23 protein-coding genes are annotated in these 24626 nt (G+C 57.3%); 13 read left to right on the top strand and 10 right to left on the bottom strand.

The features are described from left to right. Window positions 1-65: 65 nt before the first annotated feature. The 6 genes from VNL17_11200 to VNL17_11225 all read right to left on the bottom strand — a co-directional run bounded on the left by VNL17_11200 (window position 66) and on the right by VNL17_11225 (window position 6012). On the bottom strand, window positions 66-455 hold the full coding sequence (locus tag VNL17_11200; GenBank protein ID HXI84640.1) for a response regulator: 390 nt from the start codon (window positions 453-455) through the stop codon (window positions 66-68). A 129-nt stretch (window positions 456-584) separates the two neighbouring features. After that, entirely contained in the window at window positions 585-1955 is a 1371-nt protein-coding gene (locus VNL17_11205) for a hypothetical protein (protein ID HXI84641.1), read from the bottom strand. Window positions 1956-1974: 19 nt separating this feature from the next. Then, window positions 1975-2367, bottom strand: coding sequence for a hypothetical protein (locus VNL17_11210; GenBank protein ID HXI84642.1), 393 nt, complete (start codon window positions 2365-2367; stop codon window positions 1975-1977). 98 nt (window positions 2368-2465) lie between these two features. Then, a complete protein-coding gene (locus VNL17_11215) occupies window positions 2466-3962 on the bottom strand; it encodes a sugar ABC transporter ATP-binding protein (GenBank protein ID HXI84643.1) in 1497 nt (498 codons plus the stop codon). Window positions 3963-3969: 7 nt separating this feature from the next. Continuing rightward, entirely contained in the window at window positions 3970-4968 is a 999-nt protein-coding gene (locus tag VNL17_11220; GenBank protein ID HXI84644.1) for a substrate-binding domain-containing protein, read from the bottom strand. Window positions 4969-4983: 15 nt separating this feature from the next. After that, window positions 4984-6012 (bottom strand): ABC transporter permease, encoded by a 1029-nt coding sequence (locus VNL17_11225; protein HXI84645.1) that lies wholly within the window; start codon window positions 6010-6012, stop codon window positions 4984-4986. A 740-nt stretch (window positions 6013-6752) separates the two neighbouring features. Between VNL17_11225 and VNL17_11230 the strand changes: the two genes are divergently transcribed. Next, the gene (locus VNL17_11230; GenBank protein ID HXI84646.1) at window positions 6753-6938 is read left to right on the top strand and encodes a hypothetical protein; all 186 of its coding nucleotides are present in this window, start codon (window positions 6753-6755) and stop codon (window positions 6936-6938) included. 28 nt (window positions 6939-6966) lie between these two features. Here VNL17_11230 and VNL17_11235 read toward each other — a convergent pair whose 3' ends face one another. Further along, a complete protein-coding gene (locus tag VNL17_11235) occupies window positions 6967-7515 on the bottom strand; it encodes a hypothetical protein (GenBank protein HXI84647.1) in 549 nt (182 codons plus the stop codon). A 126-nt stretch (window positions 7516-7641) separates the two neighbouring features. On the opposite strand from VNL17_11235, the gene purB reads away from it, so the two are divergent. The 8 genes from purB to VNL17_11275 all read left to right on the top strand — a co-directional run bounded on the left by purB (window position 7642) and on the right by VNL17_11275 (window position 15351). Continuing rightward, window positions 7642-8925, top strand: a complete 1284-nt coding sequence (gene purB / locus VNL17_11240) for an adenylosuccinate lyase (protein ID HXI84648.1) — start codon at window positions 7642-7644, stop codon at window positions 8923-8925. Further along, the gene (gene purS / locus VNL17_11245; GenBank protein HXI84649.1) at window positions 8922-9164 is read left to right on the top strand and encodes a phosphoribosylformylglycinamidine synthase subunit PurS; all 243 of its coding nucleotides are present in this window, start codon (window positions 8922-8924) and stop codon (window positions 9162-9164) included. The genes purB and purS overlap by 4 nt, the downstream gene beginning before the upstream one ends. Window positions 9165-9189: 25 nt before the next feature. Further along, entirely contained in the window at window positions 9190-9567 is a 378-nt protein-coding gene (locus tag VNL17_11250; protein HXI84650.1) for a GxxExxY protein, read from the top strand. Between the two features lie 60 nt (window positions 9568-9627). Beyond that, window positions 9628-10323, top strand: a complete 696-nt coding sequence (purQ, locus tag VNL17_11255) for a phosphoribosylformylglycinamidine synthase subunit PurQ (GenBank protein HXI84651.1) — start codon at window positions 9628-9630, stop codon at window positions 10321-10323. Further along, window positions 10316-11203, top strand: a complete 888-nt coding sequence (locus VNL17_11260; protein HXI84652.1) for an alpha/beta hydrolase — start codon at window positions 10316-10318, stop codon at window positions 11201-11203. Before purQ ends, VNL17_11260 begins: the two co-directional genes overlap by 8 nt. After that, window positions 11200-11976, top strand: a complete 777-nt coding sequence (locus tag VNL17_11265) for a hypothetical protein (GenBank protein ID HXI84653.1) — start codon at window positions 11200-11202, stop codon at window positions 11974-11976. Before VNL17_11260 ends, VNL17_11265 begins: the two co-directional genes overlap by 4 nt. Before the next feature lie 598 nt (window positions 11977-12574). Next, entirely contained in the window at window positions 12575-14638 is a 2064-nt protein-coding gene (locus VNL17_11270) for a glycoside hydrolase family 13 protein (GenBank protein HXI84654.1), read from the top strand. A gap of 302 nt (window positions 14639-14940) precedes the next feature. Next, the gene (locus VNL17_11275; protein ID HXI84655.1) at window positions 14941-15351 is read left to right on the top strand and encodes a hypothetical protein; all 411 of its coding nucleotides are present in this window, start codon (window positions 14941-14943) and stop codon (window positions 15349-15351) included. Between the two features lie 80 nt (window positions 15352-15431). On the opposite strand, the gene VNL17_11280 is transcribed toward VNL17_11275, so the two are convergent. Continuing rightward, window positions 15432-17135, bottom strand: a complete 1704-nt coding sequence (locus VNL17_11280; GenBank protein HXI84656.1) for an aldehyde dehydrogenase family protein — start codon at window positions 17133-17135, stop codon at window positions 15432-15434. A 16-nt stretch (window positions 17136-17151) separates the two neighbouring features. Beyond that, window positions 17152-18192 (bottom strand): NAD-dependent epimerase/dehydratase family protein, encoded by a 1041-nt coding sequence (locus VNL17_11285; protein HXI84657.1) that lies wholly within the window; start codon window positions 18190-18192, stop codon window positions 17152-17154. 288 nt (window positions 18193-18480) lie between these two features. On the opposite strand from VNL17_11285, the gene VNL17_11290 reads away from it, so the two are divergent. The 3 genes from VNL17_11290 (at window position 18481) to VNL17_11300 (ending at window position 22968) form a co-directional block, all read left to right on the top strand. Continuing rightward, complete coding sequence (locus VNL17_11290) at window positions 18481-21144, top strand: SDR family oxidoreductase (GenBank protein ID HXI84658.1); 2664 nt, start codon at window positions 18481-18483, stop codon at window positions 21142-21144. A 377-nt stretch (window positions 21145-21521) separates the two neighbouring features. Continuing rightward, complete coding sequence (locus VNL17_11295; protein HXI84659.1) at window positions 21522-22040, top strand: hypothetical protein; 519 nt, start codon at window positions 21522-21524, stop codon at window positions 22038-22040. 184 nt (window positions 22041-22224) lie between these two features. Beyond that, window positions 22225-22968, top strand: a complete 744-nt coding sequence (locus VNL17_11300) for a class I SAM-dependent methyltransferase (GenBank protein ID HXI84660.1) — start codon at window positions 22225-22227, stop codon at window positions 22966-22968. On the opposite strand, the gene mgrA is transcribed toward VNL17_11300, so the two are convergent. Continuing rightward, window positions 22965-23951 carry an L-glyceraldehyde 3-phosphate reductase gene (mgrA, locus tag VNL17_11305; protein HXI84661.1) on the bottom strand — a complete coding sequence of 329 codons (987 nt, stop codon included), beginning with the start codon at window positions 23949-23951 and terminating at the stop codon, window positions 22965-22967. The two genes, VNL17_11300 and mgrA, sit on opposite strands and share 4 nt — an antisense overlap. Before the next feature lie 130 nt (window positions 23952-24081). Here mgrA and VNL17_11310 point away from each other — a divergent pair, with 130 nt between their 5' ends. Beyond that, the gene (locus VNL17_11310; GenBank protein HXI84662.1) at window positions 24082-24618 is read left to right on the top strand and encodes a hypothetical protein; all 537 of its coding nucleotides are present in this window, start codon (window positions 24082-24084) and stop codon (window positions 24616-24618) included. Window positions 24619-24626 lie beyond the last annotated feature (8 nt).

Here is a 24626-nt window from a genome sequence, read left to right on the forward strand (position 1 = left end):
CGGTTTGTGACGCTCGACAAGAAAAAAAGTGGCGTTGCGAAGCCCGTGTGATTAGCCACGGTACGTCAGCGGCTCGTCTTCACTGTGGGACGGAGGGCGCGCTCAATCGTACTGGTAAATTCCTGGAAATCCAGTGGCTTGGTAAGGTAGGCAAAAGCTCCCAGGTGTAAAGCCTCGTCGATCGTGCGCTGCTCCATGTGGCCGGTCATAATCATGACGGGAACATCGGGAAATGTCTTCTTCGCCAATGCCAGGAATTCCATGCCGTTGATGCCGGGCATGGCGAGGTCTGTGACAATCGCATCAAACCGGTTTCGGGTGCCAGTCACGTAGTCTATGGCCGCTTGGGAATTAGAAGCTCCGGCCACCACGTAACCGAAGCGGTTTAACATGTTGGACAGCAACGCCAAAACTGCGACATCGTCGTCGACAAGCAGGATCGTTGGACTTGCCATGGCTACAGTAGTCTCACATCGCTGCTGGATTGACAGCACCGGGCGTGCCGGGGCTCTAATCCGCAAGCTTCTCTCCATCAAAAAAGGAACGCGACGCCAAGGAACGGGGTTCGTCTCATAACGCCGCGCTCAACGTTCCACAAGAAATGCCAAATCGTTTTGAGGGTTTCCATCTCCGTCACCCTTCTCGCCGATGCTGTATACGACGTACCCCGTCGTGAACCTCTTGTAGCGTAACGGCCGGCCGTCGAAGGGATCGACCGGCACCCCGCTGCTGCCAAACGGCGTGAGTTCCGCGAGGGTCTGGGGCGGTTGATGATCATGGGAAACACGGAAGCGCTCAATGGCGATGGCAACTCGCGCGGAACGGAGGCGGGCGGTAACGGCCGCGTCCTTCACAATGACGCGGGAACCGTTCATGCCGCGCAACCACCCGCGGGAGAGCGCGTGTAACCCATCCTGTTGTTCGAGTGATCGGCGCATCGCCTGTGCTGCGCCGATTCGCTCGGGAAAATCCATCTGGGCGGCCTGAATATAACGATCCATCAACTGCAGGTAGTGCAGCTCGTCCCATTGGAGAAATCCGCAACTGTCGTACAAGTACTGGGGTGAACTGAGAAAAACCGCTGCATTTATAAGAAGTCTTTGACTCAGTGGGCGCGACCGGCCAGCCGGGGGAGCGGTCAGGTCCGTTTTATCCCGCATCCTATCGAAACTGTAGATACCAATGCACCGTTGGCCAATGAACGCACGGGCGAGTCCGCGCTGATCGTCGGCTTTCTCCAGCGCGGCGGCAAGGCTGCTCAACTGCTCGTCCGTTAAGCTGGTTTTGTTCAGCATATGCTGGAGACTGCTGACAGCAATTCTTTGGCTATCGATGCGCGCCAGGTGGGAGCGAACCAGCGGTTCTTTCGCGAGCGACCGCGAGAGGGCGAACGATGACTCAACGGAGAGCAGCGCCAACTCCGGGCTGGTATCCTCAACGTGATTGGCCGCGTCGGTCTGCAACAGGTACGCGCTACGAACGACATTCGCCAGGTGCGGGTAGGGCATGATCGAGAGTTTGCCCAAATTGATCGGGAACCGGCTTCGAGGCATGTTGGAAGCCTGGTGCAACAAGGTCAGGGCCGCATCGTTTCCACTGAGGTAACCCGCCACCGTTTGTTTGCCCGGGTCAATTTGTGACTCACCCGATGGTGGAAGGTCTATGGATTCATCGTCGAGCAAGAAGGACGGGTTGAATTGGCCGGACAGACTCGCAAACGCCTTGCGGAACACCAGGGCGCTGTTTTCTTCCACAGGAACCCGTGGATACCATCGATCCAACTCTGCCAGTGTGACGGGATAATTTCTCTCGTGGATAGCAGCCATTTCGGCAGCGAGAAGACGGTCGAGGATCAATCGCCAGGCAAAGAACAATGCGGAGAGGGCCAATGCGACAAGTGAAACGCGCCGCCAGTACTTCCCCCGCGAACGAGGTTGCCGGATGTCAGCGCTCACAAACGAATTATAGCATCAACTAGAGCCAAACGAAAGCCTCATCATCGGCGGTTCGCGCAGGGGCGTTGGAATCAGGGACGATGGCCTCCGCTGGCGCCGCAGTTGTCGATTCAACCGAACCACCGGTGCCACCGTTCTTCGCTGGCAGATTCTTTGGTTTGGAGGGACGGGCTGGTAGTTTCGGCTGAGACGGGCTGGCGCCCAGGACTTGTACCGCTACGCCACCCTCAAAGCTGAGTTGATGTGCCAGAATGCCGAGCAACCTCCGGGTCGGTCCACTGGGATTGCGACGCTGGTGTTCCAGGTATTTCACCTGCTTGATCGAGACGCCAAGCCACTGGGCAAATTGTGACTGGGTCATACTGGCGTGCTTGCGCAAAGCCAGGATACGGCTGGCTCCCCATTCCATCATTTCCAATGAGAGAACTGCGTTCCCCCACCTCCTTGTGACAAATGGGTAACAAAGTTCGCTGCGCGATGCAACCCTGAAATGCGAAAGCGCAAAAATAGTCATGAAGTCAGACCAGCCATCAAGCGCATCAATGTTTCCTGGGTGGCCTGGGCGCGCGAAACTTCGCCGACAATCCGGCCGTTGCGAAGAATGAGAATACGAGTAGAGAGATTGATGACCTCCGGGAGTTCGCTGGAGATCAGGAGAACTGCGTTCCCCTTGTTCGCGAGTTCGTCGATGAGGCCGTGGATTTCCGCCTTGGCGCCAACATCAACTCCGCGGGTGGGCTCGTCGACAATCAATACCCGGCAATCCGCCGCGAGCCACTTCCCAAGGACAACTTTTTGCTGGTTGCCGCCAGACAATCCCGCAATCACCGACTCGACGCTGGGTGCCTTGACGCGAAGAAGGTCGAAGTACTTTTGTGCAACGCGCTGCTCCATCGCAGCGTGCACGCATCCGAGGGTCGCAAACCTCTCCAAAGTGGGCAGGGAGGTGTTTTCCCGCGCTTTCATCATCAGCACCAAACCATGCCGCTTGCGGTCTTCGGGGACCATCCCGACGTGATGGCGCATGGCCACCGACGGATGGCGTAACGGCATCGGTTTGCCGCTCACGTAAACACGACCCGTCGCCAACCGGTCAAGCCCGAACAGCGCCTCGGCAATCTCCGTGCGCCCGGCCCCCACCAGGCCCGCGAAGCCAAGCACCTCGCCAGCGCGCAATTGGAACGAGATGTTCTCGAACTTGCCGGGACTGGAGAGATTCTCAACTCGCAACAACTCCTCGCCGGGTTCGGCCCGCAGGTGACCGGGGAAGTACGCCTCCAGCGCGCGTCCAATCATCATTTGCACCAGGCCGTTGCGGTCGAGTTCCGTCGCAGGCTTCGTCCCCACGTGCTGGCCATCGCGCAAGACGGTGATCGTGTCGCAGAGCTGGTAAATCTCCTCCAGCCGATGCGACACGTAGATCGCGGTCACGCCCTGTGCCTGTAGCCGCTTGATCAGTTCGAAGAGATGCTCGCTCTCAACCTGCGACAGGCTGCTCGTCGGCTCGTCGAAAATCAGGATGCGCGCGCCGTGCGAGACTGCCGCGGCGATCTGGACCAGTTGCTGTTGGCTGACAGGCAACGCGCCCACGAGGTTTTCCGGATCGATCTTCGCCTGGATGGCGCCCAGGTATTCCCTTGCTCTCCGCAACATTTCGCCGCGCGAAACGAAGGTCGCTCGCGCGGGAAGCTGGCCGAGACAGAGGTTCTCCGCGACGGTGAGGTTTTCGCAGAAGGCGAGTTCCTGGTGCACGATGCCGATGCCGGCGGCCATCGCATCACTCGGGCTTCCAAACCGCGCGGGCTTGCCGTCGACGATCAATTCGCCGTCGTCGGGCGCGTAAATGCCCGCGAGAATTTTGCCGAGCGTGCTCTTCCCGGCGCCATTCTCGCCGCAGAGTGCGTGACACGAGCCTTGCGCAACGTCGAAGCTCACGTTCCGCAATGCCTGCACGCCGGGAAAGCGTTTGCCGATCCCTCGAAACTGAATGATCGGATTGTCAGCCATCAAATCACTAGGGCAGTTTCAGGTATTCCTCAGGCACATCCGTAAAGCCCCAGGCCTTGAGTTGACGCGCCCAGGTCCCGAGGTTTTCTTTCGAGACGCGGACAAGTTCCATGCGGGTGACCGCGGGAACATCCTTCTTGAGATAAACCTTGTCGATGACTTTTTCTACCGACACATGACCCCACTTATACGTCGGCTGCGCAAGCAACACAGGTGCGATGCCCTTTTCAATGTAGGGCAATTCAGCCGGTAAGCAGTCAACCGCGACCACTTTCACTTTGGCGGGATCGAGATCGGTCAGCAGCGTCTTCGTGAACAGCGGCCAGCCGCCGATCATCGCCCAACCCGTAATGTCCGGGTAGGCGTTCATCACCCGTAACACTTCCGCCGCGGCGTCCTGTGGCGTCTCGATATGGTAAAACGTGTCCACGATCTGGATGCCGGGATACTTCGCGGCTTCCTTCTTCACACCGTCCGCGCGCTTGCGCAGGTTCGGCGCATTCTGGTTGCCCGCGAGAATGGCGACCTTGCCCTTGCCCCCGAGTTGCTTGGCCAATTCCGACATTACCTGTTCGCCACTCGCCACGTCGTCTACGCCATAAAATGCAAACCGCTTGGATTGCGGCGCGTCGCTATCGAATGTCATCACCGGCACGCCGCGCGCCGCCGCGTCGTTGATTGCGCCAGTGAGCTTCGCGGCGTCGGAACAGGAAATCACGATCGCGTCATCGCCTTCATTGACCGCTTGAGCAATGCGCTGGGCCTGCACCTGGCCGTCCTCCGCGGGCGGCGTGCGCCAATCGATCACAATGTCGATGTTATACTTGGCGGACAGTTCCTTCGCCGCCGCTTCCGCACCGGTGCGTGCCGAGAGGAACACGGGGTTGGTGGAACTCTTCGCGATGAGCGCGATCTTGATGGTCTTCTTTGCCTGCGCGAAGCTGCTGGCAACCGCCAGCGCCGCCACGCAGCCCACCACGATGAATGCTTTACCGAGTCTGTTCATGATTTCCTCCGGTTCCTATACTTTCATTAGACGTTTTGCCGTTAGTCGCGTATTCAATTGATCGAGCACCACCGCAACCACAATCGCGCAGCCGATGATGATCCATTCGTAATTCTGGTCGAAATGCAATTGGCGGATCGCCTGCCGAATCAGCACGATGAGGATCGCGCCCAGCATGGCGTTGATCGCGCTGCCTTTGCCGCCGCTCAGGCTCGCGCCGCCGACCACCGCCGAAGCGATCACATACAACTCGTACCCCGTTGCATCCCCGCATGTCGCCGAGCCATAATAACTGATGCCCACATATGCCGCGATGCCGGCCGTCAGGCCCGACAGCGCGTACACGCCGATAAGAATTCTTCCCAACCGCAGCCCTGAGTAGCGGCTTGCCTCCGCATTGCCGCCAATCGCGTAGATGTGCCGGCCCATCACCGTTCGCGACAGGTAAACCGCCCCGAGCGCCGTGACCGCGATCATCACCAGCATCGGCACGGGATAAAGGGCCGAGTCCGAGCCAAAGGTCGTCTTGACCACGCTGGTCAGCGCGTCCGGCACGAGGATGCTTTCCGCCTTGCTCGTGACGAACGCAATGCCCCGAAGCACCCACATCATCCCAAGGGTAATGATGAACGGATGGACCCGCAGCCCGACCACCATCGCGCCGTTGGCCAGCCCGCACAGCAGACCGATCCCCAGGCACAACGTCAATGCCGCCACCACGGTCACAAACGGGTTCGAGAATTGCCACGACCGCAACGCCAGCGCCATCGTTGTCCCCGCCAGCGCATAAATGGAGCCTACGGACAGATCGATGCCGCCCGAGATGATCACCATCGTCGCCCCGACCGCCATGATCGCGAAGAAACTCGCGTCCGTCGCCGTCTGCGTGAGCGTGTAGAAATTGAGGAAATTGTTGACCGACCGCCCCGTCATGCGGTCCACGTGCGACCCGGCAAAAACGGTCAGCACGGCTCCCAATAGCAGGATCACCAATATCAAACCAGACTGCTGGGCATTGAAAACGCGGCGAATCGTCGGGTGCATGAAAATCCGCCGCCAGAGTAGCGGCCTGACCGCAAATTGCAAGCATTGGGCTCATAGCGTTGGGCGACTCATCTGCGTCCTTCTCCAATCGCATTTTCGGACTGTAGCCGAAGCGTAAGCTTTGGTGCTGGCGATGCAGCAACTTAAACACGGCCGCTTATCCACGTTCTTTCCCTTGGTCTGTCACTCTGCTCCTGGTCCGCCATAGCTCGAAGAGCGACGGCGGAAGCGTCCGATGGCTTGATTTCCCTGTTAAACGAAGCCCGAAAGCCGTCACCAACCCTCAAAATACCCCTCCCGGTGGGTTCGTTTTCCAGAACGAACCCACCGAATTCTTGGCAAGATTTCCGCCATAACTTCCTCGTGCTGTGGGCAGTACATCAAAAAATCTCCCAAAAATCGGTGGGTTCGTTTGGTAGAATGGCATGTTTGATGCGCCCCTATATTCCTCGTGGGAGCGACTTGCAGCGATCCCCCCGCGGCCGCCGCTGTAGCCGAGCTTGCTAAGCGCGGTTCCGCTCACCGCTGGTAAACTTCCGTCCATAAACCAACATGAATCCTAACGCACGCCACCGCATCGTGTCCAGCAAAATTATCAATTAACGATATTTGGACGGAATCCCTTTCCGGGTGTAGCCACCTCTCTCTGAGAGGTGTGGGTTGTACGATGCCAATTCGCTTCTCCGTAGCTTGTCAAATTGACGTTGCATCGTCTTTTCAGCAGGGGGCATAATTGGTACATGACGCAAAAGCAGTTGGTTCTGAATGCCATCAATGACTTGCCCGATGACGCGCCCCTAAGCGACATCGTCGAGCGTGTCGAGTTCCTGGCAGCAGTTCAGAAGGGGTTGGATCAACTCGACCAGGGCCAGGGTATTCCGCACGACGAAGTCAAACGCCAACTGGCTTCATGGCTTGCCAAATAATCTGGTCGCCGGTCACGCTTATGCCTCTTCATTCTATAGCGACCGAATAAACAGCGAAGATTCGAACCGGTCCCGGTTCAGAATTATCAAACGCACCCGTTTCGATATGCTGTTTTGCTTCCTCAAAGGATCTTAGTAGGCAATGCTGGTTCACAGGAATTGTGCCTGCGAAATAGTTGCAAGAAAGGGGCGAACATTCCGGACTTGTGTGAGCTAGGAAAGTTACAACGTCGTATCCCTCAAGCTGCCTTTTGTCGGGAAGTTGAACCGCCGTCTCGAAATCCTTCTCAGGCTCGAAGGTTTGCCATTGCTTTTTCTCCTGATCGAACTCCTGTTCAAAGACTTCGTAATAAAAGAACCGACAGGGCGTGATGTCGATTGAGTGCTCGATTGCCAGTGACCGAATCACTTCCGGAGAATTGAAGAGCCAGAAGCCATTGTGCTTCCAGAAAGGAATATACTCAGTGAAGTTCTCTGATATACATCCACTAACTGAATGAATGTCCTCGAAGCTTCCTTTCTGGAACCCTTCACTCCAGCCGGCAACCTTTTTGGCCATATATCCTGCCGGAATCATTCCAACGCCTTCATGCAGGCATCGTAGGCTTCTGAGTTGGGGGCGTCAATAACCCGGTGCGGAGGCGACGGAGTTCACCCCGCCCGCGTTGACAACACTCCGGTCGTCCGCTAGCCTCATTGCGTTATGATTCGCCGGTACAGCCGCGAGGAGATGCGCGAGATTTGGACGGAGGAGAGCAAGTTCTCCATCTGGCTCCAGATCGAGATTCTCGCATGCGAGGCACGCAAGATTCCCGCAAAAGACCTTGCGACTATCAAGCGCCGCGCGAAATTCGACGTCAAACGCATCGCCGAGATCGAGCGCACGACCAACCACGATGTCGTCGCGTTTACCACCAATGTCGCCGAACACGTCGGCCCGGCTTCGCGTCATATCCACGAAGGGCTCACGTCATCCGATGTTGTCGATACCGCTCTGGCGGTACAAATGGCGCAGTCGGCGGACATTCTCATCGACGACGTGCGCAAACTGCGCACGGTCATCGCGAAGAAGGCGAAGAAATACAAATTCGTCCCCATGGTCGGGCGCACCCACGGCGTCCACGCCGAACCGACCACGTTCGGGTTGAAGATGGCGCTGATGTACGAGGAATTCGGGCGCGCCCTCGAACGGCTCGTGTTGGCCCGCGAAATTGTCGCCGTCGGCAAACTTTCCGGCGCGGTCGGTACCTACGCGCACCTGAGTCCGCGCGTCGAGGCCTACGTCTGCAAGAAACTCGGTCTGGAGGCCGACCCGATTTCCACACAGATCGTCCAGCGCGACCGCCACGCCGAATTCATGAGCGCCATCGCGCTCGTCGGGTGTTCCATCGACCGCTGGGCGTTGGAGTTCCGCCACCTGCAACGCACCGAGGTGCTCGAAGCCGAGGAATTTTTCGCGGAAGGCCAGAAGGGCAGCAGCGCCATGCCGCACAAACGCAACCCGATCACCTGCGAACGGCTCTGCGGTCTCGCCCGCGTCCTGCGCGGCAACGCGCTCGCGGCCATGGAAAACGTCGCCCTCTGGCACGAACGCGACATCTCCCACAGCAGCGTCGAACGCATCATCCTGCCCGACTCAACCACGTTGCTCGACTACATGCTCGTCACGCTCACGAACGTGGTGGACAAGCTGTTGGTCTATCCCGCGCGCATGAAGTCGAATCTCGACCTGAGCAAAGGCCTGATCTATTCGCAAGGCATCCTGCTGGCGCTCACGAAAAAAGGACTGACCCGCGAGAAAGCCTACGCCCTCGTCCAACGCAACGCGATGAAGACGTGGGCCGGCCCCGGGACATTCAAAGATTCCCTGCTCAAAGACGCGGAAGTATTGAAACATCTGACGCGGCGCGAAATCGAAGCCGCGTTCGATCTGAAGATTCATTTACACCAGGTCGACGCCGTCTTTAAGAAAGTCGGGATTAAGTGAAGGCGAAGATCATCGTCATGCCGAAGAAGACAGTGCTCGATCCGCAAGGCAAGACCGTCAAGCACGCGCTCGAATCGATGAACTTCAGCGGCATCAAGGACGTGCGCGTCGGTAAATTCATGGAGATCGAACTCGAGGGTGGCAACAAAGCCGAGTTGCAAAAGAAAATCGACGAAGCCTGCCACAAACTCCTGAGTAATCCGGTCATTGAAGAATACACATTCGAGGTACACGAATAGCACGAAGTAGACACGAAGGACACGAATGGATGACGGGAAGATTCTGTATCGCGAATTGTCTTTCAAGATCATCGGTTGCGCCTTGGATGTTCACAAGGCTCTCGGCCCGGGATTTCCTGAAGCGGTATATGAGCGGGCATTGGAACTGGAGCTCCGAAAGAAGGAACTCGCGTATGAACGCCAAAAGGTATTTCGGGTCACGTATGACGACAAACCAGTTGGCGATTTCCGCGCCGACTTCGTTGTCGATGGCAAGGTGATCCTCGAATTGAAAGCAGTCTCTGAAATGCCGTCGGTTTTTGAACGTCAGTTGCATTCGTATTTGCAGGTCAGCAAGTTGCGGTTGGGCATTCTCGTTAATTTTGGGAAGGGGAAACTTGAATCGAAGCGAATCGTTTATTAGACGATACACGATCTCTGGTCGTTTTCGTGCAATTCGTGTCTCATTCGTGGGGTTCGTGTCATGAAGTTCGGAGTGATACAATTCCCCGGCAGCAATTGCGATCAAGACGCCTATCACGCCTTGGCAGATATTCTTGGCCAACCCACCCGTTACATCTGGCACAAGGATACGACGTTGGGCGATGTTGACTGCGTCGTCGTCCCCGGTGGGTTCAGTTACGGTGACTACCTGCGCACGGGCGCCATCGCGCGTTTCTCGCCGGCGATGAAGGCGGTGATCGCGCATGCGGAGTCGGGTGGCCTCGTGATCGGCATCTGCAACGGTTTTCAGATACTCTGCGAAGCGCATCTGTTGCCCGGCGCGCTGATTCGTAATCGCGGGCTCAAGTTTCGTTGCGAACACGTCCACGTGCGGGTCGAGACGACAAATTCGCCTTTCACCAACGCTGGCCGCAAGGGTCAGGTCTTGCGCATCCCAATCGCGCATGGAGAAGGTAACTATTTCGCCGAGCCCTCTGTAATTGAGCAACTCCAGCGCGAAGACCGCATCCTCCTCCGCTACTGCGCGAAAGACGGCGCGATCACCGCCGCCGCCAACCCGAACGGCTCGCTCGACAACATCGCCGGTATCTGCAACAAAGCCCGCAATGTCTTCGGCCTCATGCCGCACCCCGAACGCGCCAGCGAACTCCTCCTCGGCAGCGAAGACGGACGGCTGATTTTCGAAAGCATTCTGCGCACGCCCGTTCATGCGTAACGCCGTTGTCACTCTTGTCGCGCTGCTCGTTCTCGTTGCGAATGCACACGCGGGTCTCGAAGTGATTCGCAACGTCGAATACGGTAAAGGCGGCGGTCATTCGTTACTGTTGGACATCGTTCGTCCAAATCCTCTGCCCACCAACGCCACGCCCGCCGTCATTTTCATCCACGGAGGCGCGTGGCGAGGTGGCGACAAGAACCATGCACCAACTCGCTTTCTTGCCGAGCGCGGGTACTTCGTGGCGAGCATCAACTACCGGCTCAGTGGCGAAGCGCCCTTCCCGGCCGCGGTCGAAGACTGCAAATGCGCCGTGCGCTGGCTGCGCTCCAACGCCGCGAAATACAACGTCGACCCGGACGGCATCGGCGTGTGGGGCGCATCCGCGGGTGGCCATCTGGCGGAGTTTCTCGGCACGACAACTGACGACCCGCGCTACGAAGGAACTGGCGGCTGGACAAATGCATCGAGTCGGGTCAGCGCGGTGGTGAGCTTCTTCGGGCCGAGCGATTTTACTGCCGGGATCGGTAAGTTTCGAAATGCCGACGGCTCGCGAGGAAATTACGAAGTGGTCAAGTTCCTCGGCGGCCTGCCGGCCGACAAACCCGATGTTTATCGCGATGCGAGTCCCTTGACACACGTCGACAAGATGTCCGCGCCCATGCTGCTCGTGCACGGGGACCAGGATCCGGTCGTGCCGCTGGAGCAGTCCACACGAATGGCGAACGCGCTCCGAGAGGCCGGTGTGAACGTGAAGTTCATTGTCGTTACCAACGGCGTCCATGGTTTTCTTCTCAACCAGGTAATGCCCATCTCACCCAGGCGCGCTGAAATCCAGAAGGCCGTCGTGGAATGGTTCGACACGCATCTAAGGAAATGAAGCGACGGACTTCCACCGAGGATTGGTTGCCGCTGGCGAAAAGCGCAGGAAGCGCAGCGGAGTTGCCCACAGGCGAAGCATTCCGCAGCGAGTGGATCGATTTCCAACGCGGGATTCGTGTCGGCAACATCGAACCGCACGAGCGTATTACGCAGATCCTGAAGTTTCATCTCGAGCAGCGGCACCATACATCCTTTGTGACGGATCGGTGGGGACGCGGCGTCTACTGGCAATGGATTTGTTGGCTGCCGCGCGCCAATCGCGAGGCCAAGCCTGTCTCAAATAAAGTGAATTTCGGTTGCGCCAAGCTCTTCATCTCGGCTGACACCGATACGAAAATCTTCAAGAGCGGCCTGCAAATCGAGCGCGGCTACGCGCAAGGCCCGGATCCGTATCCCGGTTGCCTATTGAAACCCGACTGGGACTGGCATCGCCTCATCAAACAGTGCGCGGCCGGGACTGAACTTGAAAGCGAACTGCGCCGGCTGTTGAAGCGTGAAGGCTTTGTCGTCGAAGTCGGCAACTTCGAAACCAACGCTGTTTTCAATGCGAAGAACTTCAAGTCCGCCCGCCAAATTCGCGACGCGGCGAAGAAATGCCCAAAGCGCGAGTGGGCCGGCCTCCAACTATACTATCCAATGCCCGAGCGCGAAGTGCGCGGCTGTACCGGCTACGAATTGGTCAAGGCGATCTGCGACGTATTCGGCGAAGTTACGCCCGCCATGAATTGCTGTATGACCATCCCGCTAACCCACGCCCCGTCTCAAAGATAGGGGCCATTCAGATGTTTAGGGGCGTCGAGGTGCGATGTGCCCGGAGATAGAGCATCGGATTTCTAAGGCGACCGAGATGATAATCGCAACCACTCCGTTAGCAATCCACTCCGTTTTCGGTCGGCAACTTGTATCCGTATGGATGGATTGCTGATGTTGCCTGCGTTTTGCTGATTTTCCCTATCGAGTTGCTGCGAAAGTTACTACAAGGGGGACAGCAGGATGCCCGACCAGACACCAGCTCCTGTTCACATACCTAGCCCCCCGCAACGGCTCAAGTATCCGGCGCTCACCACTGCTATTCGGCCGAGTCGTCATGAGAAGATGGGGTTGCGCGTCGACTTTCGCGTCCGAAGGCGCTATCGCGCTGCGGGTGATCGCATGTTTATGGCAAATTGAGTCGATAGCCGACGGGCCGACGAATGTGACGTGTTGGACCTGTCCACTGTGAAGTGGCTGCTCGTTGTAGGCCCAAATGGGGCCGGTAATCATTCGCAATGAGAACAAGCTGGCACCACCAGGACCGCGTCGGTAGTAGGTTTTCGTCAGTGTTTTTCAATTGCCCTGAAAGAATGCAAGACCTAACCTGCCAACCACTATGAAGAGGCAAATCCCCATCGATATCGGTAGGGCGTTATTCTCGATCCTGGCTGCCTTGCTTGCCACTCTGAACTGTCAGGGCGACGAAGTGGGAAAGCGTCTTGCCACGATTGATCCTCAATCCGTCTATTTCAGTTCACGGGACAGTTTCTGCAAGTCTCCCTTCGGCGCGGTCACGGCCGACACGAAAATCACCATGCGCCTTCTGGCGAAACAGGGCAGTCTCCAGTCGGTTAGTCTGCAGATCGCGAAAACAACCGTTTTCGGCAATAACAATCGCACCGAGCACGCGAAGTATGCTGATTTCCCAATGGAGAAACAAGGTGTGACCAACGGCCAGGACATATTCGAGACGAGGATTGCTTTGAAAGATCCGGCCCTTTACGGGTATTACTTCAAACTGACCGGCGCGCATGGGGAAAGAGGTTCTTACGGCAACAATACCACCGACGTTAAGGTTCCTTATATGCAGGTCAAGGGCACCGGTGGCATTGGCGAGCTCACGACTTCCGACCCGCCTGTGGCTTATTATTCCCTGACGGTCTACAACCCCAACTTTCAGATGGCCGATTGGACCCGCGATATGGTGATCTACTATATCTTTCCTGACCGGTTCAAGAATGGCAATAAGACCAACGATCCTGTCGTTGGCGTTAGTAAGTTTTACGGGACCAAGAACATCGAATTCCACATCAACTGGTGCGACCCGGAGCCGTACGTGCCAGGCGATGGGAAAAGTGACTCGGAGTATTGCAACGACTTCTACGGAGGAGATCTGGACGGAATTATCCAGAAACTCGATTATCTCCGGGCTCTGGGCGTAAACGTCATCTACATCAATCCCATTTTCCAAGCGCCGTCCAACCATAAGTACGATACTGCGGATTATATGACGATCGATGACAGCTTTGGGACACTTGATACCTTCAAGAGGTTGGTGGCTGAATCGAAAAGGCGCGGTATGCGGATCATTCTCGATACGTCGCTGAATCACTGCGGTTCGGATTCCCTCTACATGGACCGCTACGACAAGTACCATTCCAACGGTGCCTTTGAGAACGAGACCATCCACACCAACTCCCCTTATTATGAGTGGTTCGAGTGGGACCGCGAGGCGAAAAGCCCAGACCAGATGTACAGCCAGTGGGCCAATCCGACGCTTGCCAAGCTAAGAGAAGTCGACTCGTATAAACAATTCGCGTACCGTGGCACGCACTCGGTAATCAAATACTGGCTGTCCTTGGGCATCGGGGGTTGGCGTATGGATGTCACGCCGTGGAAGAGCGATGATTTCTGGAGGGACTGGCGCAAGGGGCTGAAAAAAGACTATCCGGACGCCTTCACCATCGCCGAGGTCTGGTTTGACGCCAGCAAGTATTTCACCGGAGACATGTTCGACAGCACCATGAACTACATCTTCCGGTCGGCGGCGCTGAATTTCACGAGCGGTGGCAACGCGTCATTCACAAGCGACACTCTGGAGATGCTTCGCGAGAATTATCCGAAGCCCGTTTTTTACCGCCTCATGAACCTCGTTTCCAGCCATGACGTGCCCCGCGCGCTTTTCGAGCTGGGTTATACGAAATACGGCGCGGCCAATTATGGCGAGATGCGCAAGCGGCTTCTGCTGTGCTTCGCACTCCAGTTCACCTACCCGGGCGCGCCCACGATTTATTACGGCGACGAGGTCGGCATGACCGGTGGAGCCGACCCCATGAACCGCGGTCCCTATCCCTGGAAGGAGGATGGGTGTGGTTACGGCGACTACAGCCTCATCGACGTCGTCAAAGAACTTTCCAGGATGCGTCACGAGAATCCAGTCCTGATTGACGGTGAGGTTCGCATGCTTCCCGGGGACAGAAATATACTGGCTTATGAGAGGACGGACGGCAAATCGCGAGTTCTGGTCGTCATGAATAACGCCACCGAGCCGAAAACCTTCCGCGCCGATAACGGCAACGCCGGCTGGAAAGTCCTGTCTCCTGTAGAGCCGACCAGCATCGGCGAACACGGCGACATAATTATTCCTGCCACCGGATACCTGATACTGAAAGCAAAGTAACTGGCTGGAGAATAACGGGCCATAACAAGGACACGGAGGCACTCACCCCGGGTTTTTCTGCAATTGTTGATGACGACGGGGATAATGTCGTGGTCGCGCGGGCGGGTGAAACGAAGATGCCGTTCACGTTGTCGGTAACCGGCGCTTGATACAAGCTGGTGCTCGATGGCGCGAGCCGCTCCGCAATACAGAAAACAAATCAGGGTGACCAATCAAAACCGTTCAGCGCCCGACATCCGCATTCATTTTCATCTCGGCTGACACCGACACGAAAATCTTCAAGAGCGGCCTCCAGATCGAACGTGGCTACGCAAGGCCCGGATCCGTATCCCGGTTGCCTATTGAAACCCGACTGGGACTGGCATCGCCTCATCAAACAGTGCGCGGCGGGCACAAAACTCGACAGCGAACTGCGTCGGTTACTGAAGCGGGAAGGTTTCGTGGTCGAAGTCGGCAACTTTGAAGACAACGCCGTCTTCAACGCCAAGAACTTCAAGTCCGCCCGCCAAATTCGCGACGCGGCAAAAAAATGCTCGAAACGGGAGTGGGCCGGCTTCCAGCTTTACTACCCGATGCCCGAACGCGAAGTCCGCGCGAGCACCGGCTACGAACTGGTCAAGGCGATCTGCGGCGTCTTCACCGAGGTCACCCCCGCGATGAATGCCTGCATGCAGGTGCCGCTAATAGGGCGAAAACAAATGGACGACGGTTAGGTCCGTGGAGGAACCCGGAATACCGGAAGCTGTATGGCGCGCACGCAGCAGGTTGTATTCCCACGGCACAGGCCCGGCGATCACCCAAACAACGCCGCAGCAAATACGCCGGGCAAATGTCTCAAGCGTGCCTCCATCGCGTACTGCGTGGCCCGTCGCGCGGTGATGTGCGCGGTCTTATTCGTCACAAACCAGAGCGGCTTCGGGGCGATGTGCCATTCCCCGTGCAGCCACGCGCGGGGGAATGGATAGAAGGAGCCGCGCACGACGGTCTTTTGCGGTCGGTCGAACATGAAGGAGTTGTGCACGCAGCCGATGCCGCTTTGGATATCGGCAAACGTGTGACCGGGATAGGCGCCCCATGATGCCTGCGGTAACAGGAACGCCAACGCATTCCAGACGTTGATCCCGATCGAGCCATAGCGCAGGTCAGCTACGGCTTGCTCGAACTCTGCCCCCAATTCCGCCAACGTGCGTGGATGAATCAGGATCGTGACTCCTAACGTTCCCCGCAGCGTGTCATTACAGAAGGACACGGCCCGTCGCAGGAATTCGGCCGGCGTTTTACAGGGCAGGCTGGTCTGAGCGTAGACCGGACCAAATACCTCCTCCGTAAAGCAATACTCGTCAGTCGCCGCCGGATCCAAGTTCGTAATGAGCACGCGCGGTGCCTCACGCGGACCGAGTTGTTCAGCGTTGGGATGGCGGGTCAGCGCTTCTTGCTGGCGTTGCACGGCCCCCGGATAGTAAGGCGCCCGTGGCGGCAGGCGGTCGAGCAATGTACGGACGGCGGCGAGCAAGTCGGCGCTCTGGTCCCACGCTTCCGGCAGGATCAACACCTGCGACGCCACACAATTGCAGCCACCGTTGTGCAGCTTCATCGTGACGATGTTCTCGGCCTGGTAACGAATATCCGCGGCGCTCCACGGACCCGGCACGACAATGGTGGGACCGACGCCGCCCAGTTCGCTGGTGATGGGTTTGGTCAGGATCGGCTCTTCGCGCCGTTTGCGCGCCGCGCCATCCGCTCCTGCGCCATAGACGATGAGATCGTGCGTACGCGCACTGCCCGTGATGTGAATCGAACTAATGCTCGCATGCCGGGTGAGATACTCGCCCACGTCCGCTCCCCCCGAGGCGAGGCGGAGATAGCCACCGTCAATCAGTGGCGCGAACACCGTCTTCAAGATCGGCCCCAGATAGTCGTTTACAGGATTCAGCTTGAGCAGAACGACCTGGCCCTCCGTAAAAAGTTTATAGAGCGCATCCAGCGGGGCGATGCTGTTCACATTGCCCGCGCCCAAAACCAGCGCTACGTGGCCGGATGGCATTGGCCGTTTGTAGAAAGATGCCATGTGATCGGGCAACGTCTCGACTGTCACGCCGGGCTGCATCCACACTTCGGCGGTGACATCACTCAACAGCAATCTTTCGAACAGGTTGTCCGGGAAAACACGCGCGACAACCCGTCCATCCTTGCGGGAGGTGACCTGGGGCAGCGTGGGCGGGTGACTGGCGGCCAGCGCTATCAGCGTTTTTAGCAGCGCATTGATATTCATCGCCAATGCCCACGGTCCTGTGACCCATTCTTCGCCGACCCAGGGCGATGAAGGATCAATCCCCTTGGCCGCCACCGCCACCTCGACCCACTGCGACGCGGCCTGGTCAAGATTGTGACGCACCGCAGCCAATAAATTGATCTTCTGAGGAATCGGCAGGCGAGCCCACTCATCGGCGTGTGCCTCCAAAACCTGAATCAACTGATCGAGATGCGTGAAATCCATACGCCGATACAGCGCGCTACGTGTTCATTTTCACCGGTTTCAGGCGAGACACAAGGTCGCGCTTTTTGCGGCCAGCCAACAATTCGAGCTCTTGGTCGATGATGTCCGGCCACATCTCCCGGCTGGGGAGATGGGTCCACCCCAATTCGCGTTTGGCTTTTTCGCTGGAGTAATTCATGGACACGCTGGCTCTAACGGTTTCTCGGGAAACAACTGCTGGTAGCCCGCCCAGCCGTTCCAAAGGTTCCACCGGTGCGAACACCACTTTTGCCAGCCAGGTTGGCATATACGAATTGATCTTAAATCCGCCTGGTTTAGAATTCCAAATCTCGACCATCTCGCGCATGCTGGTTGGCTCGCCCGCCAGAATATACGTCTCACCAATACGCCCTTTCTCCGCCGCCAGGGCGATGCCTTCCCCCACGTCGTTGACGTGGACAAGCGAACTAATGACATCCGGCGCCCAACCATAGGGCGCCATCAGGTGATTCAAATACATCCTCAGGAAATAGCCGTAATTGGAATGGTCATTGGGTCCCACCACGGCATTGGGGCAGACAATGATCAGCGGCAATCCACGTTGCTGATATTGCTGGGCGATTTCATGGGCCTCGGCTTTGGTCTGTTCATAATAGGAGTTGTAGGATTTTTGTCGTTGATAGGTTTCGTCACATGGTTCGGAGCCTGTTTCGCCCCAGAAGGCGGTGGATGACACATATACGGTGCGAGGGATCCCCAATTCCAGCGCCAGACCCAACACATTGTCTGTGCCGATTACATTGACGGCCTGCATTTGTTTACGGCCACTCCCATCTACGCCCAACTCATACCATCCAGCATTATGCACAACAATGTCCGCGCCCTTCATGCCGGCGCGCATGGACTCGCGGTCGGTGACATCACCCGTCACGCACTGTACACCCATGTTGGGCATGACACCGGCTTGTGTGTTGTCAGGCCTGTAGACGAGCGCGATGATGTTCCAGCCGCGAGCAATTAAAGACTGTGTCAACGGTTGCCCAATAAAGCCCGTACCACCCGTGAGAAATACCTTCATGGTTTAGCATTCAATGATGATTTGGGACTCAGAGCCTCGACCTGAGATGCGCGCAGGAGGTAGAGCCAGCACAGTTCGCGGAACGAGTTTGAATAAACCCATACAACCAGGAGGCAAGCCCATGAAACAGCATCTTAAGTATATCGGGCTGGATGTCCACAAGGAACGCAACGGAGTTCGTTCTGCCATATCAACACGGAAAGGCAGAAGAGAACTGCCATCATGCGAGGAGATCGTTGGGACAATTGTTGCCTCAGGGCGGGACAGGGGTTAGTGTCATTATAAGTAATGATGAGCGGCGCCCCCAGAATCCTTCTAACGGGCTTTACTGGCATTCTTGGAAAAAGATTTGCCTATCGCCTCGCCGCACTCGGCTACGAAGTGGTGTGCCCGATTCGCGCCGGGAGTGATGCGGAAGCGAAGGGTCGTTTCCAGACGATATTCCACGGGATGCGGGAGTTGCTCCCGGGATTTGACGAGTCGCTTTCCGCCCGGATCCGCGCCATTCCCGGCGATGTCCGCCAGAAAGGGCTCGGCATCGCGTCTTCGCTCCTCGATGAGTTGCGCGGTCCGCGCACCCGAGGGATCTGGCACCTGGCCGCCTGCCTCGACTTGACGGAGACGAAGAGCCAGGACGTTTACGATACGAACTTCCTCGGCACACTCCATGTTCTCGACTTCGCGAAGGCCCAGGGGATTGACGAGCTTCACTATTTCAGCACTTTCGGCTCGAGTGGAAAACTCCATGAAGGGATCGTTCGGGAGATTCCGGGCATCCGTCCTCCCTCGTTCCGCAACACGTACGAGCGTACCAAGTGGGAGGCGGAGCGGCAAATCTGGAATTCCCAGGTCCATGGTGAAATCCAGGCGACCATCTATCGTCCCAGCATCGTCGTGGGGGATTCGCTCTACGGGCGTTACGAGCAGTTCAACGTCTTCAACCATCCCTTTGACATTGCAAGCAGCGTTCGAATCCGGCTCTGCAAAAAGCAGAATATCGATCCCCGGAGCGGGACGCTCCACTACGACCTCCGTATCCCGGGCGACGAGAACGCGACTCTCAACATCGTGCCGCTCGATTTCGTCATGGACACCGTCATGAAGATTTACGCGGTTCGCGGCTCCACGGGGCGTGTCTACCACATCGTGAATCCGAATCCTCCATCACTCCGGCTCACGATGGAAATCTTCAAACGAAATGAGCCATGGGAAGGCCTGCGCTGGGAGAAATACCGGCCGGAGGATGGATTTCTAAACCCGTTGGAGAAGTTCGTCGCCAGGCAACTCGGGTTTCTCGCGCCGTATCTCCAGGGGGAAGCCACGTACGATTACTCAAACGTCCAGGCGATCCTCGCGTTCCATGGCGGTCTTCCGCCCCTCGACAACAATGTTTTCCTCGACGCAATCTCCAAGCGCGGCATCCTCCATGGATGGCAGGAAGTGCGGGCAGACGCTGCCATGGCCGCGCTCGTCGGTAATCGTGGTAAACTTGAGTCCGATTTTGTATGGCCGGAAGGCAGCGGACCGGTGGTTGATTTTGCGCCGCACCATCCTGTGGAGGAATCCACCCCGCCCCCGACGACTTACACTATTACTGAACGTGTTCTGGGCAAGGTCTACCGCGCACGAGAAATCTTGCTTTCGCCATGGTGCCAGGCTGCCAGCCGGGCGACAGCGGGCGGCGCGCGTGATTTGGTCCTTGTGCCTTTCGGGATAGGAGTGACTCGGCGTGGCGAGGCGGAGAATCTTTGCTACCAGTACAATCCGGTGGTTGCCGACCAGGTTTTCGAGCAGATGAACCAGGCGATCGGCTTTGATCTTCGCGCCTTTGCGTACCGCCCGATTCCCGGACATGAGCGTTATGGCGATCTACACGATGCGTGCAGCTGGGCGGTTACGGACGACCTGGTTCACATTTTTCGCCTCTTCCGTGACATCCAGCAGACAGGCGGAGTGGGGCTCGCTTCGCGCCTCCAGATTTTGCCGCATAGCGCAGGAACCTATCTTGCCGGTTGGCTGTCCGGAATCGTCTCTTTTCAGGACATGGCGCTGATCGCACACCAATGCAGTCACCTCATGAGCGAGAATGTGCGTCTCGCCTCTCTCGAGGAGGCCGACGAATGGTTTTTTACTAAGCAGACGCAGCTCTCCGCTACCGAGAGCGCGCTGTTGCGAGAGATCCGCCAGCGGGTGGATCCTCTGGGGAACATGGACGCAAACGCACTCGCAAATTGTCTCAATGGCAGTCTGGAGCTGATCTTTTCCTTGAGTTCTCTCGCGCTGAAAAAGCTGATCGCTGATGTCCGCGAGCACCGGATTGGCGTCTCCGTGGGCATCACAATGTCTCCCAACGCCGCCGTTTTCGCTGGTAACGCCCTTGAAATGGCCCGCTTCGACCAACTCTTCACGGGGGCCCGCAAACTCGAGTTGAAGCGCATAACGGTGGCCGTGAAAGGGACACCTCATTGTGGGCGACTGGCACGGGCAGCGCGTCACGCCGCCGAACTGCTCAAGATTTACGAGCAGCAGGGACGGCTCCGCGATCCTGTGGTTCCGCTGCTGTCCTGCACGGGCGAGGTGGTTCGCACCCGCCAGGCATTCATTGAAGCGGTCACTGGCGTCGCCAATCACCCTCTGCAGTTCGACGGTATGATCGAGAAGGCCCTCGATGAGGGCGGACGGCATTTTGTCCTCATCCAGTCGGGCATGTCCTCCACCGCCGGGGATTTATTCGATGCCATCATCCGCAACCACGCCAACGTGAAAGGGATCAAGGGCGTACACATTTACCCGCCGGCGCTTCGGACCGCGGAGCCGCACCCGGTGTGCGAGATCCTCGAGAAACGGCCTGGGGCCGCTGTTCCGGAGGCCACGCATCAGCCCATGGCCGACACCACCCGTTGGTACGAACGCCTCCTGTCCGAGGCCCAATCCGCAACTCGGGGCGGTTAGTTGTTTGTGGCCGAGGTTCCGAAAACACGTCGCCTGAGATGTTCATCTCGGCTGATACCGATACAAAGATCTTCAAGAGCGGCCTCAAACCGAGCGTCTATTGTGTCGCACCAATCTCAAAGCTCAACAGGGCTCGCTGGATTTCATCTCCCAGCCGGTATTGCCATCATGGGCGACGTCCACGGCAAAACGCTCGGACCGTAGACCGCGGGACACGACGTCCGCCACCTTTCGTTCATCTTCTATCAATAACAAGCGCATGGGAAATTAGACCCACAAACACTGTCTCAGGCTCACATTAAGCCCCGATGAACCCCAGGTTAAAATCTGTTCAGAAACTTTCATTGGCCACCGACTTGTGGCAAGTATGTTCTGTTATGAAGAACCCATGGGCCAATCTTTCCCTTACGGTCGCTGCACTATTATGGTCGAGTTGCGCCTACAATCAACAGAGGCTCGTGCTCGATCCAGTAGGGCCGTCTCCGCAGGCATCAGGTACCGGCACGACCGGCGCGCTCGTCGTCTTCTCGGCGTATGAGGTTACCGCGCCCGGCGTTGGCGACTTCGAACATCGCCATCATTACTCGGACTACAGAATTCTATCGGAGAACGGGAAAACCCTGCAAACCGTCCATAACGATTGTGGTACGGTGATGAGGGAGGCAGCGCGAGTGCAGTTGCCCGCCGGTAAGTATCGGGTCGCCGCCAGTTCCAATGGTTATGGCACCGTGATCGTGCCCGTGGTGATTGCGACGAATCGGACAACTGTGTTGCATCTCGAGGGCGGTTACTCGTGGCCCACTGATACGATGTTCAACCAGGCCAATTCCGTGCGTCTCCCTGACGGAGAAGTCGTCGGCTGGCGAGCCTCTGCAGATAACGAGCGCGCGCCGTAGTCTGCGGAACATGTCGAATCAGTTACGCCAGCAGGTCTGATCTGGTGGACAATCATCTGCCTGCGCGCGAAGTGCGCGCCAGCACCGGCTCCGAATTTCTCAAAGCCATCTGCCGCGTGTTTGCTGGGGTGACACCGACAATGAATTGCTGTATGTAGGTTCCGCTCATGACCGAAGGTTGATTATGACGGAATGGTTTGAGGACGAGTCGTTCTGGCGGGAATTGTACCCGTACATGTTTGACGAGAATCGCTTCGCGCAGGCCGACGAACAGGTTCGCAAGGTCCTTAAATTGACGGGCATCCGGCGCGGCGCGGTGCTCGATTTATGTTGCGGTCCCGGGCGGCACTCCGTGGCCCTGGCGAAGCGCGGCTTTCAGGTCACCGCCGTGGATCGTACACGATTCCTGCTGAACAAGGCCCGACGCCACGCCAAATCAGCACGGGCGCGGGTGGAATTCGTCCGTTCTGACATGCGTGAGTTCGAACGGCCGGACACGTACAAGCTGGCGCTCAGCTTGTGGACGTCCTTCGGTTATTTTGACGACAAGGGCGAAGACCGTCTCGTATTGCGCAACATCTTCACCAGCCTCAAGAAAGGCGGCGTCTGCCTCATCGACGTATTCGGCAAGGAACGGATTGCCAAAACATTTCAGCCAATCCATTCGACCCGGCATCCTGACGGCACCCTGCTGACCGAGGTGCATGAAATTTTCGACGACTGGTCGCGCATCCGCAATGAATGGATCCTCATCAAGGGCAACCGGGTGAAGCGGTTCAAGTTCCATCACACGCTTTACTCGGGACAGGAATTGAAGGCTTTGATGTTAGGGGCCGGCTTTGCCGAGGTCAAACTTTTCGGCGATTTCGACGGGCATCCGTACGGCCCAGACACGCCGCGCCTCGTGACTGTTGGACGAAAGCGTTAGCTTGCCAGGACGCGTTCGATTTCCTGCGACTCCTCGGCGGAGAACTTCAGGTTGGCGAGCGCGCCGACATTGTCGTCGATCTGGCTGACGCGGCTGGCGCCGATCAACGCGCTGGTCACGGCTTCATCGCGTAACACCCACGCCAGCGCCATCTGCGCCATGCTCTGACCGCGACGTTTGGCGAGTGTATTCAATTGTTTCACCTTTGCGACCGCCTCGGGTGTGACGTGCTCTGGTCGAAGGAAACCGTCGGAACTCGCGGCGCGCGAGCCCGCCGGGATGCCGGCCAGATACTTGTCGGTCAACAGACCTTGGGCCAGCGGACAGAACGCAATCACGCCAAGGCCCAGCTTCCGTGTGTGCGGCAGCAGGTCGGATTCGATCCAACGGTTGAGCATGGAGTAGGAAGGCTGGTGGATGATCAGCGGCGTGCGCAATTCCCGAGCGACCTTCATCGCCGCGTCGGTCATCGCCCCATTGTAACTGCTGACGCCAACATAAAGCGCCTTGCCTTGGCGCACGGCGCTGTCGAGCGCGCCGATTGTTTCCTCCAAAGGAGTATCCGGATCGGGCCGGTGCGAGTAGAAGATGTCCACATAATCCAAACCAAACCTCTGGAGCGATTGGTCGAGGCTTGCGAGCAGGTATTTGCGCGAACCCCATTCGCCGTAAGGACCAGGCCACATGAGGTAGCCGGCCTTGGTGGAGATGATGAGTTCGTCGCGATAACCCTTGAAATCCTCTGCCAGGACCTGCCCGGCAAACGACTCCGCGCTGCCAGGCGGCGGTCCATAATTGTTGGCGAAGTCGAAGTGCGTGATGCCGAGGTCGAACGCCCGGTGCAACATACGGCGCGCTTCCGCGTGGTCGGCGTGCCCGCCGAAATTGTGCCAGCAACCGAGGGACAGCACGGGAAGCTTCAGTCCGCTGCGCCCGCAACGGCGGTACGACATGGTTGCATAGCGTTTTTCAGAAAAGTTCATAGTTGGTCGTGCAGGTTTGCAGTTTGAGACAAGAACCAGAAACTGTCTAGCAAGTTGTTGGGAAGAAATGCCACTTATAAATCATCCCGGCTCGTTTCGTGCTATTTTTTAGTACTGGATATACTGTCTTATGAAGCCTGTAATAAAACGTATCCTAATCGGTATGGCAGGTCCGGTCTGTGTGACTGCTTTTGGTATCGTCGCGCTGATTGTTTACATGCTGATGCCACCGCTCCGCAGTTTCGCGCGGATGCACGAGAAGCTCCCGTCGGTTTCCATCGAGTCTGGGAAAACAGTCTATTGTCGAATGCAGTATTGCGATTTTCGTTTTCCGTTACCCGATAAAGCCCGTGTAATGCGGACGGGTCATGTTACCGGAGGCTTCGATACAATTGAAGGAACTATTTATGTCGTTGATTCCGACGGTACTCCAGTCAGTTTACGGGGTTACGCAGAGCTACTTCAGAAGAACCATTTCCACGCGGTTCCCCAAGATAAGAGGAATTACTTTTTTTTCGGCGTTTCGAAAAGTTCAAGCGATGGTGGGTCGATCGATGCAACTATTACAAATCTAGTGACGGAAAGTTCAGGCGATGACGGGTCGATCAATGCAACTGTCACAAATCTAGTGACGGAAATTCACTTTTCGTACTTCGGTGATTATTGATCTGTTCA

The sequence above is a fragment of the Verrucomicrobiia bacterium genome, assembly GCA_035577545.1.
In the GTDB taxonomy this organism is placed as follows: Bacteria; Verrucomicrobiota; Verrucomicrobiia; order Palsa-1439; family Palsa-1439; genus Palsa-1439.

Bases quoted from the DNA above. Each gene is read 5' to 3' on its own strand.
- VNL17_11260 (HXI84652.1), top strand. From the start codon at position 10,316: ATGCGTAACGCCGTTGTCACTCTTGTCGCGCTGCTCGTTCTCGTTGCG.
- VNL17_11310 (HXI84662.1), top strand. From the start codon at position 24,082: ATGAAGCCTGTAATAAAACGTATCCTAATCGGTATGGCAGGTCCGGTC.
- purQ (HXI84651.1), top strand. From the start codon at position 9,628: ATGAAGTTCGGAGTGATACAATTCCCCGGCAGCAATTGCGATCAAGAC.
- VNL17_11235 (HXI84647.1), bottom strand. From the start codon at position 7,515: ATGATTCCGGCAGGATATATGGCCAAAAAGGTTGCCGGCTGGAGTGAA.
- VNL17_11280 (HXI84656.1), bottom strand. From the start codon at position 17,135: ATGGATTTCACGCATCTCGATCAGTTGATTCAGGTTTTGGAGGCACAC.
- VNL17_11225 (HXI84645.1), bottom strand. From the start codon at position 6,012: ATGCACCCGACGATTCGCCGCGTTTTCAATGCCCAGCAGTCTGGTTTG.
- VNL17_11200 (HXI84640.1), bottom strand. From the start codon at position 455: ATGGCAAGTCCAACGATCCTGCTTGTCGACGACGATGTCGCAGTTTTG.
- VNL17_11295 (HXI84659.1), top strand. From the start codon at position 21,522: ATGAAGAACCCATGGGCCAATCTTTCCCTTACGGTCGCTGCACTATTA.
- VNL17_11210 (HXI84642.1), bottom strand. From the start codon at position 2,367: ATGATGGAATGGGGAGCCAGCCGTATCCTGGCTTTGCGCAAGCACGCC.
- VNL17_11250 (HXI84650.1), top strand. From the start codon at position 9,190: ATGGATGACGGGAAGATTCTGTATCGCGAATTGTCTTTCAAGATCATC.
- VNL17_11215 (HXI84643.1), bottom strand. From the start codon at position 3,962: ATGGCTGACAATCCGATCATTCAGTTTCGAGGGATCGGCAAACGCTTT.
- VNL17_11220 (HXI84644.1), bottom strand. From the start codon at position 4,968: ATGAACAGACTCGGTAAAGCATTCATCGTGGTGGGCTGCGTGGCGGCG.
- VNL17_11290 (HXI84658.1), top strand. From the start codon at position 18,481: ATGATGAGCGGCGCCCCCAGAATCCTTCTAACGGGCTTTACTGGCATT.
- VNL17_11265 (HXI84653.1), top strand. From the start codon at position 11,200: ATGAAGCGACGGACTTCCACCGAGGATTGGTTGCCGCTGGCGAAAAGC.
- VNL17_11285 (HXI84657.1), bottom strand. From the start codon at position 18,192: ATGAAGGTATTTCTCACGGGTGGTACGGGCTTTATTGGGCAACCGTTG.
- VNL17_11270 (HXI84654.1), top strand. From the start codon at position 12,575: ATGAAGAGGCAAATCCCCATCGATATCGGTAGGGCGTTATTCTCGATC.
- VNL17_11230 (HXI84646.1), top strand. From the start codon at position 6,753: ATGACGCAAAAGCAGTTGGTTCTGAATGCCATCAATGACTTGCCCGAT.
- purB (HXI84648.1), top strand. From the start codon at position 7,642: ATGATTCGCCGGTACAGCCGCGAGGAGATGCGCGAGATTTGGACGGAG.
- mgrA (HXI84661.1), bottom strand. From the start codon at position 23,951: ATGAACTTTTCTGAAAAACGCTATGCAACCATGTCGTACCGCCGTTGC.
- VNL17_11300 (HXI84660.1), top strand. From the start codon at position 22,225: ATGACGGAATGGTTTGAGGACGAGTCGTTCTGGCGGGAATTGTACCCG.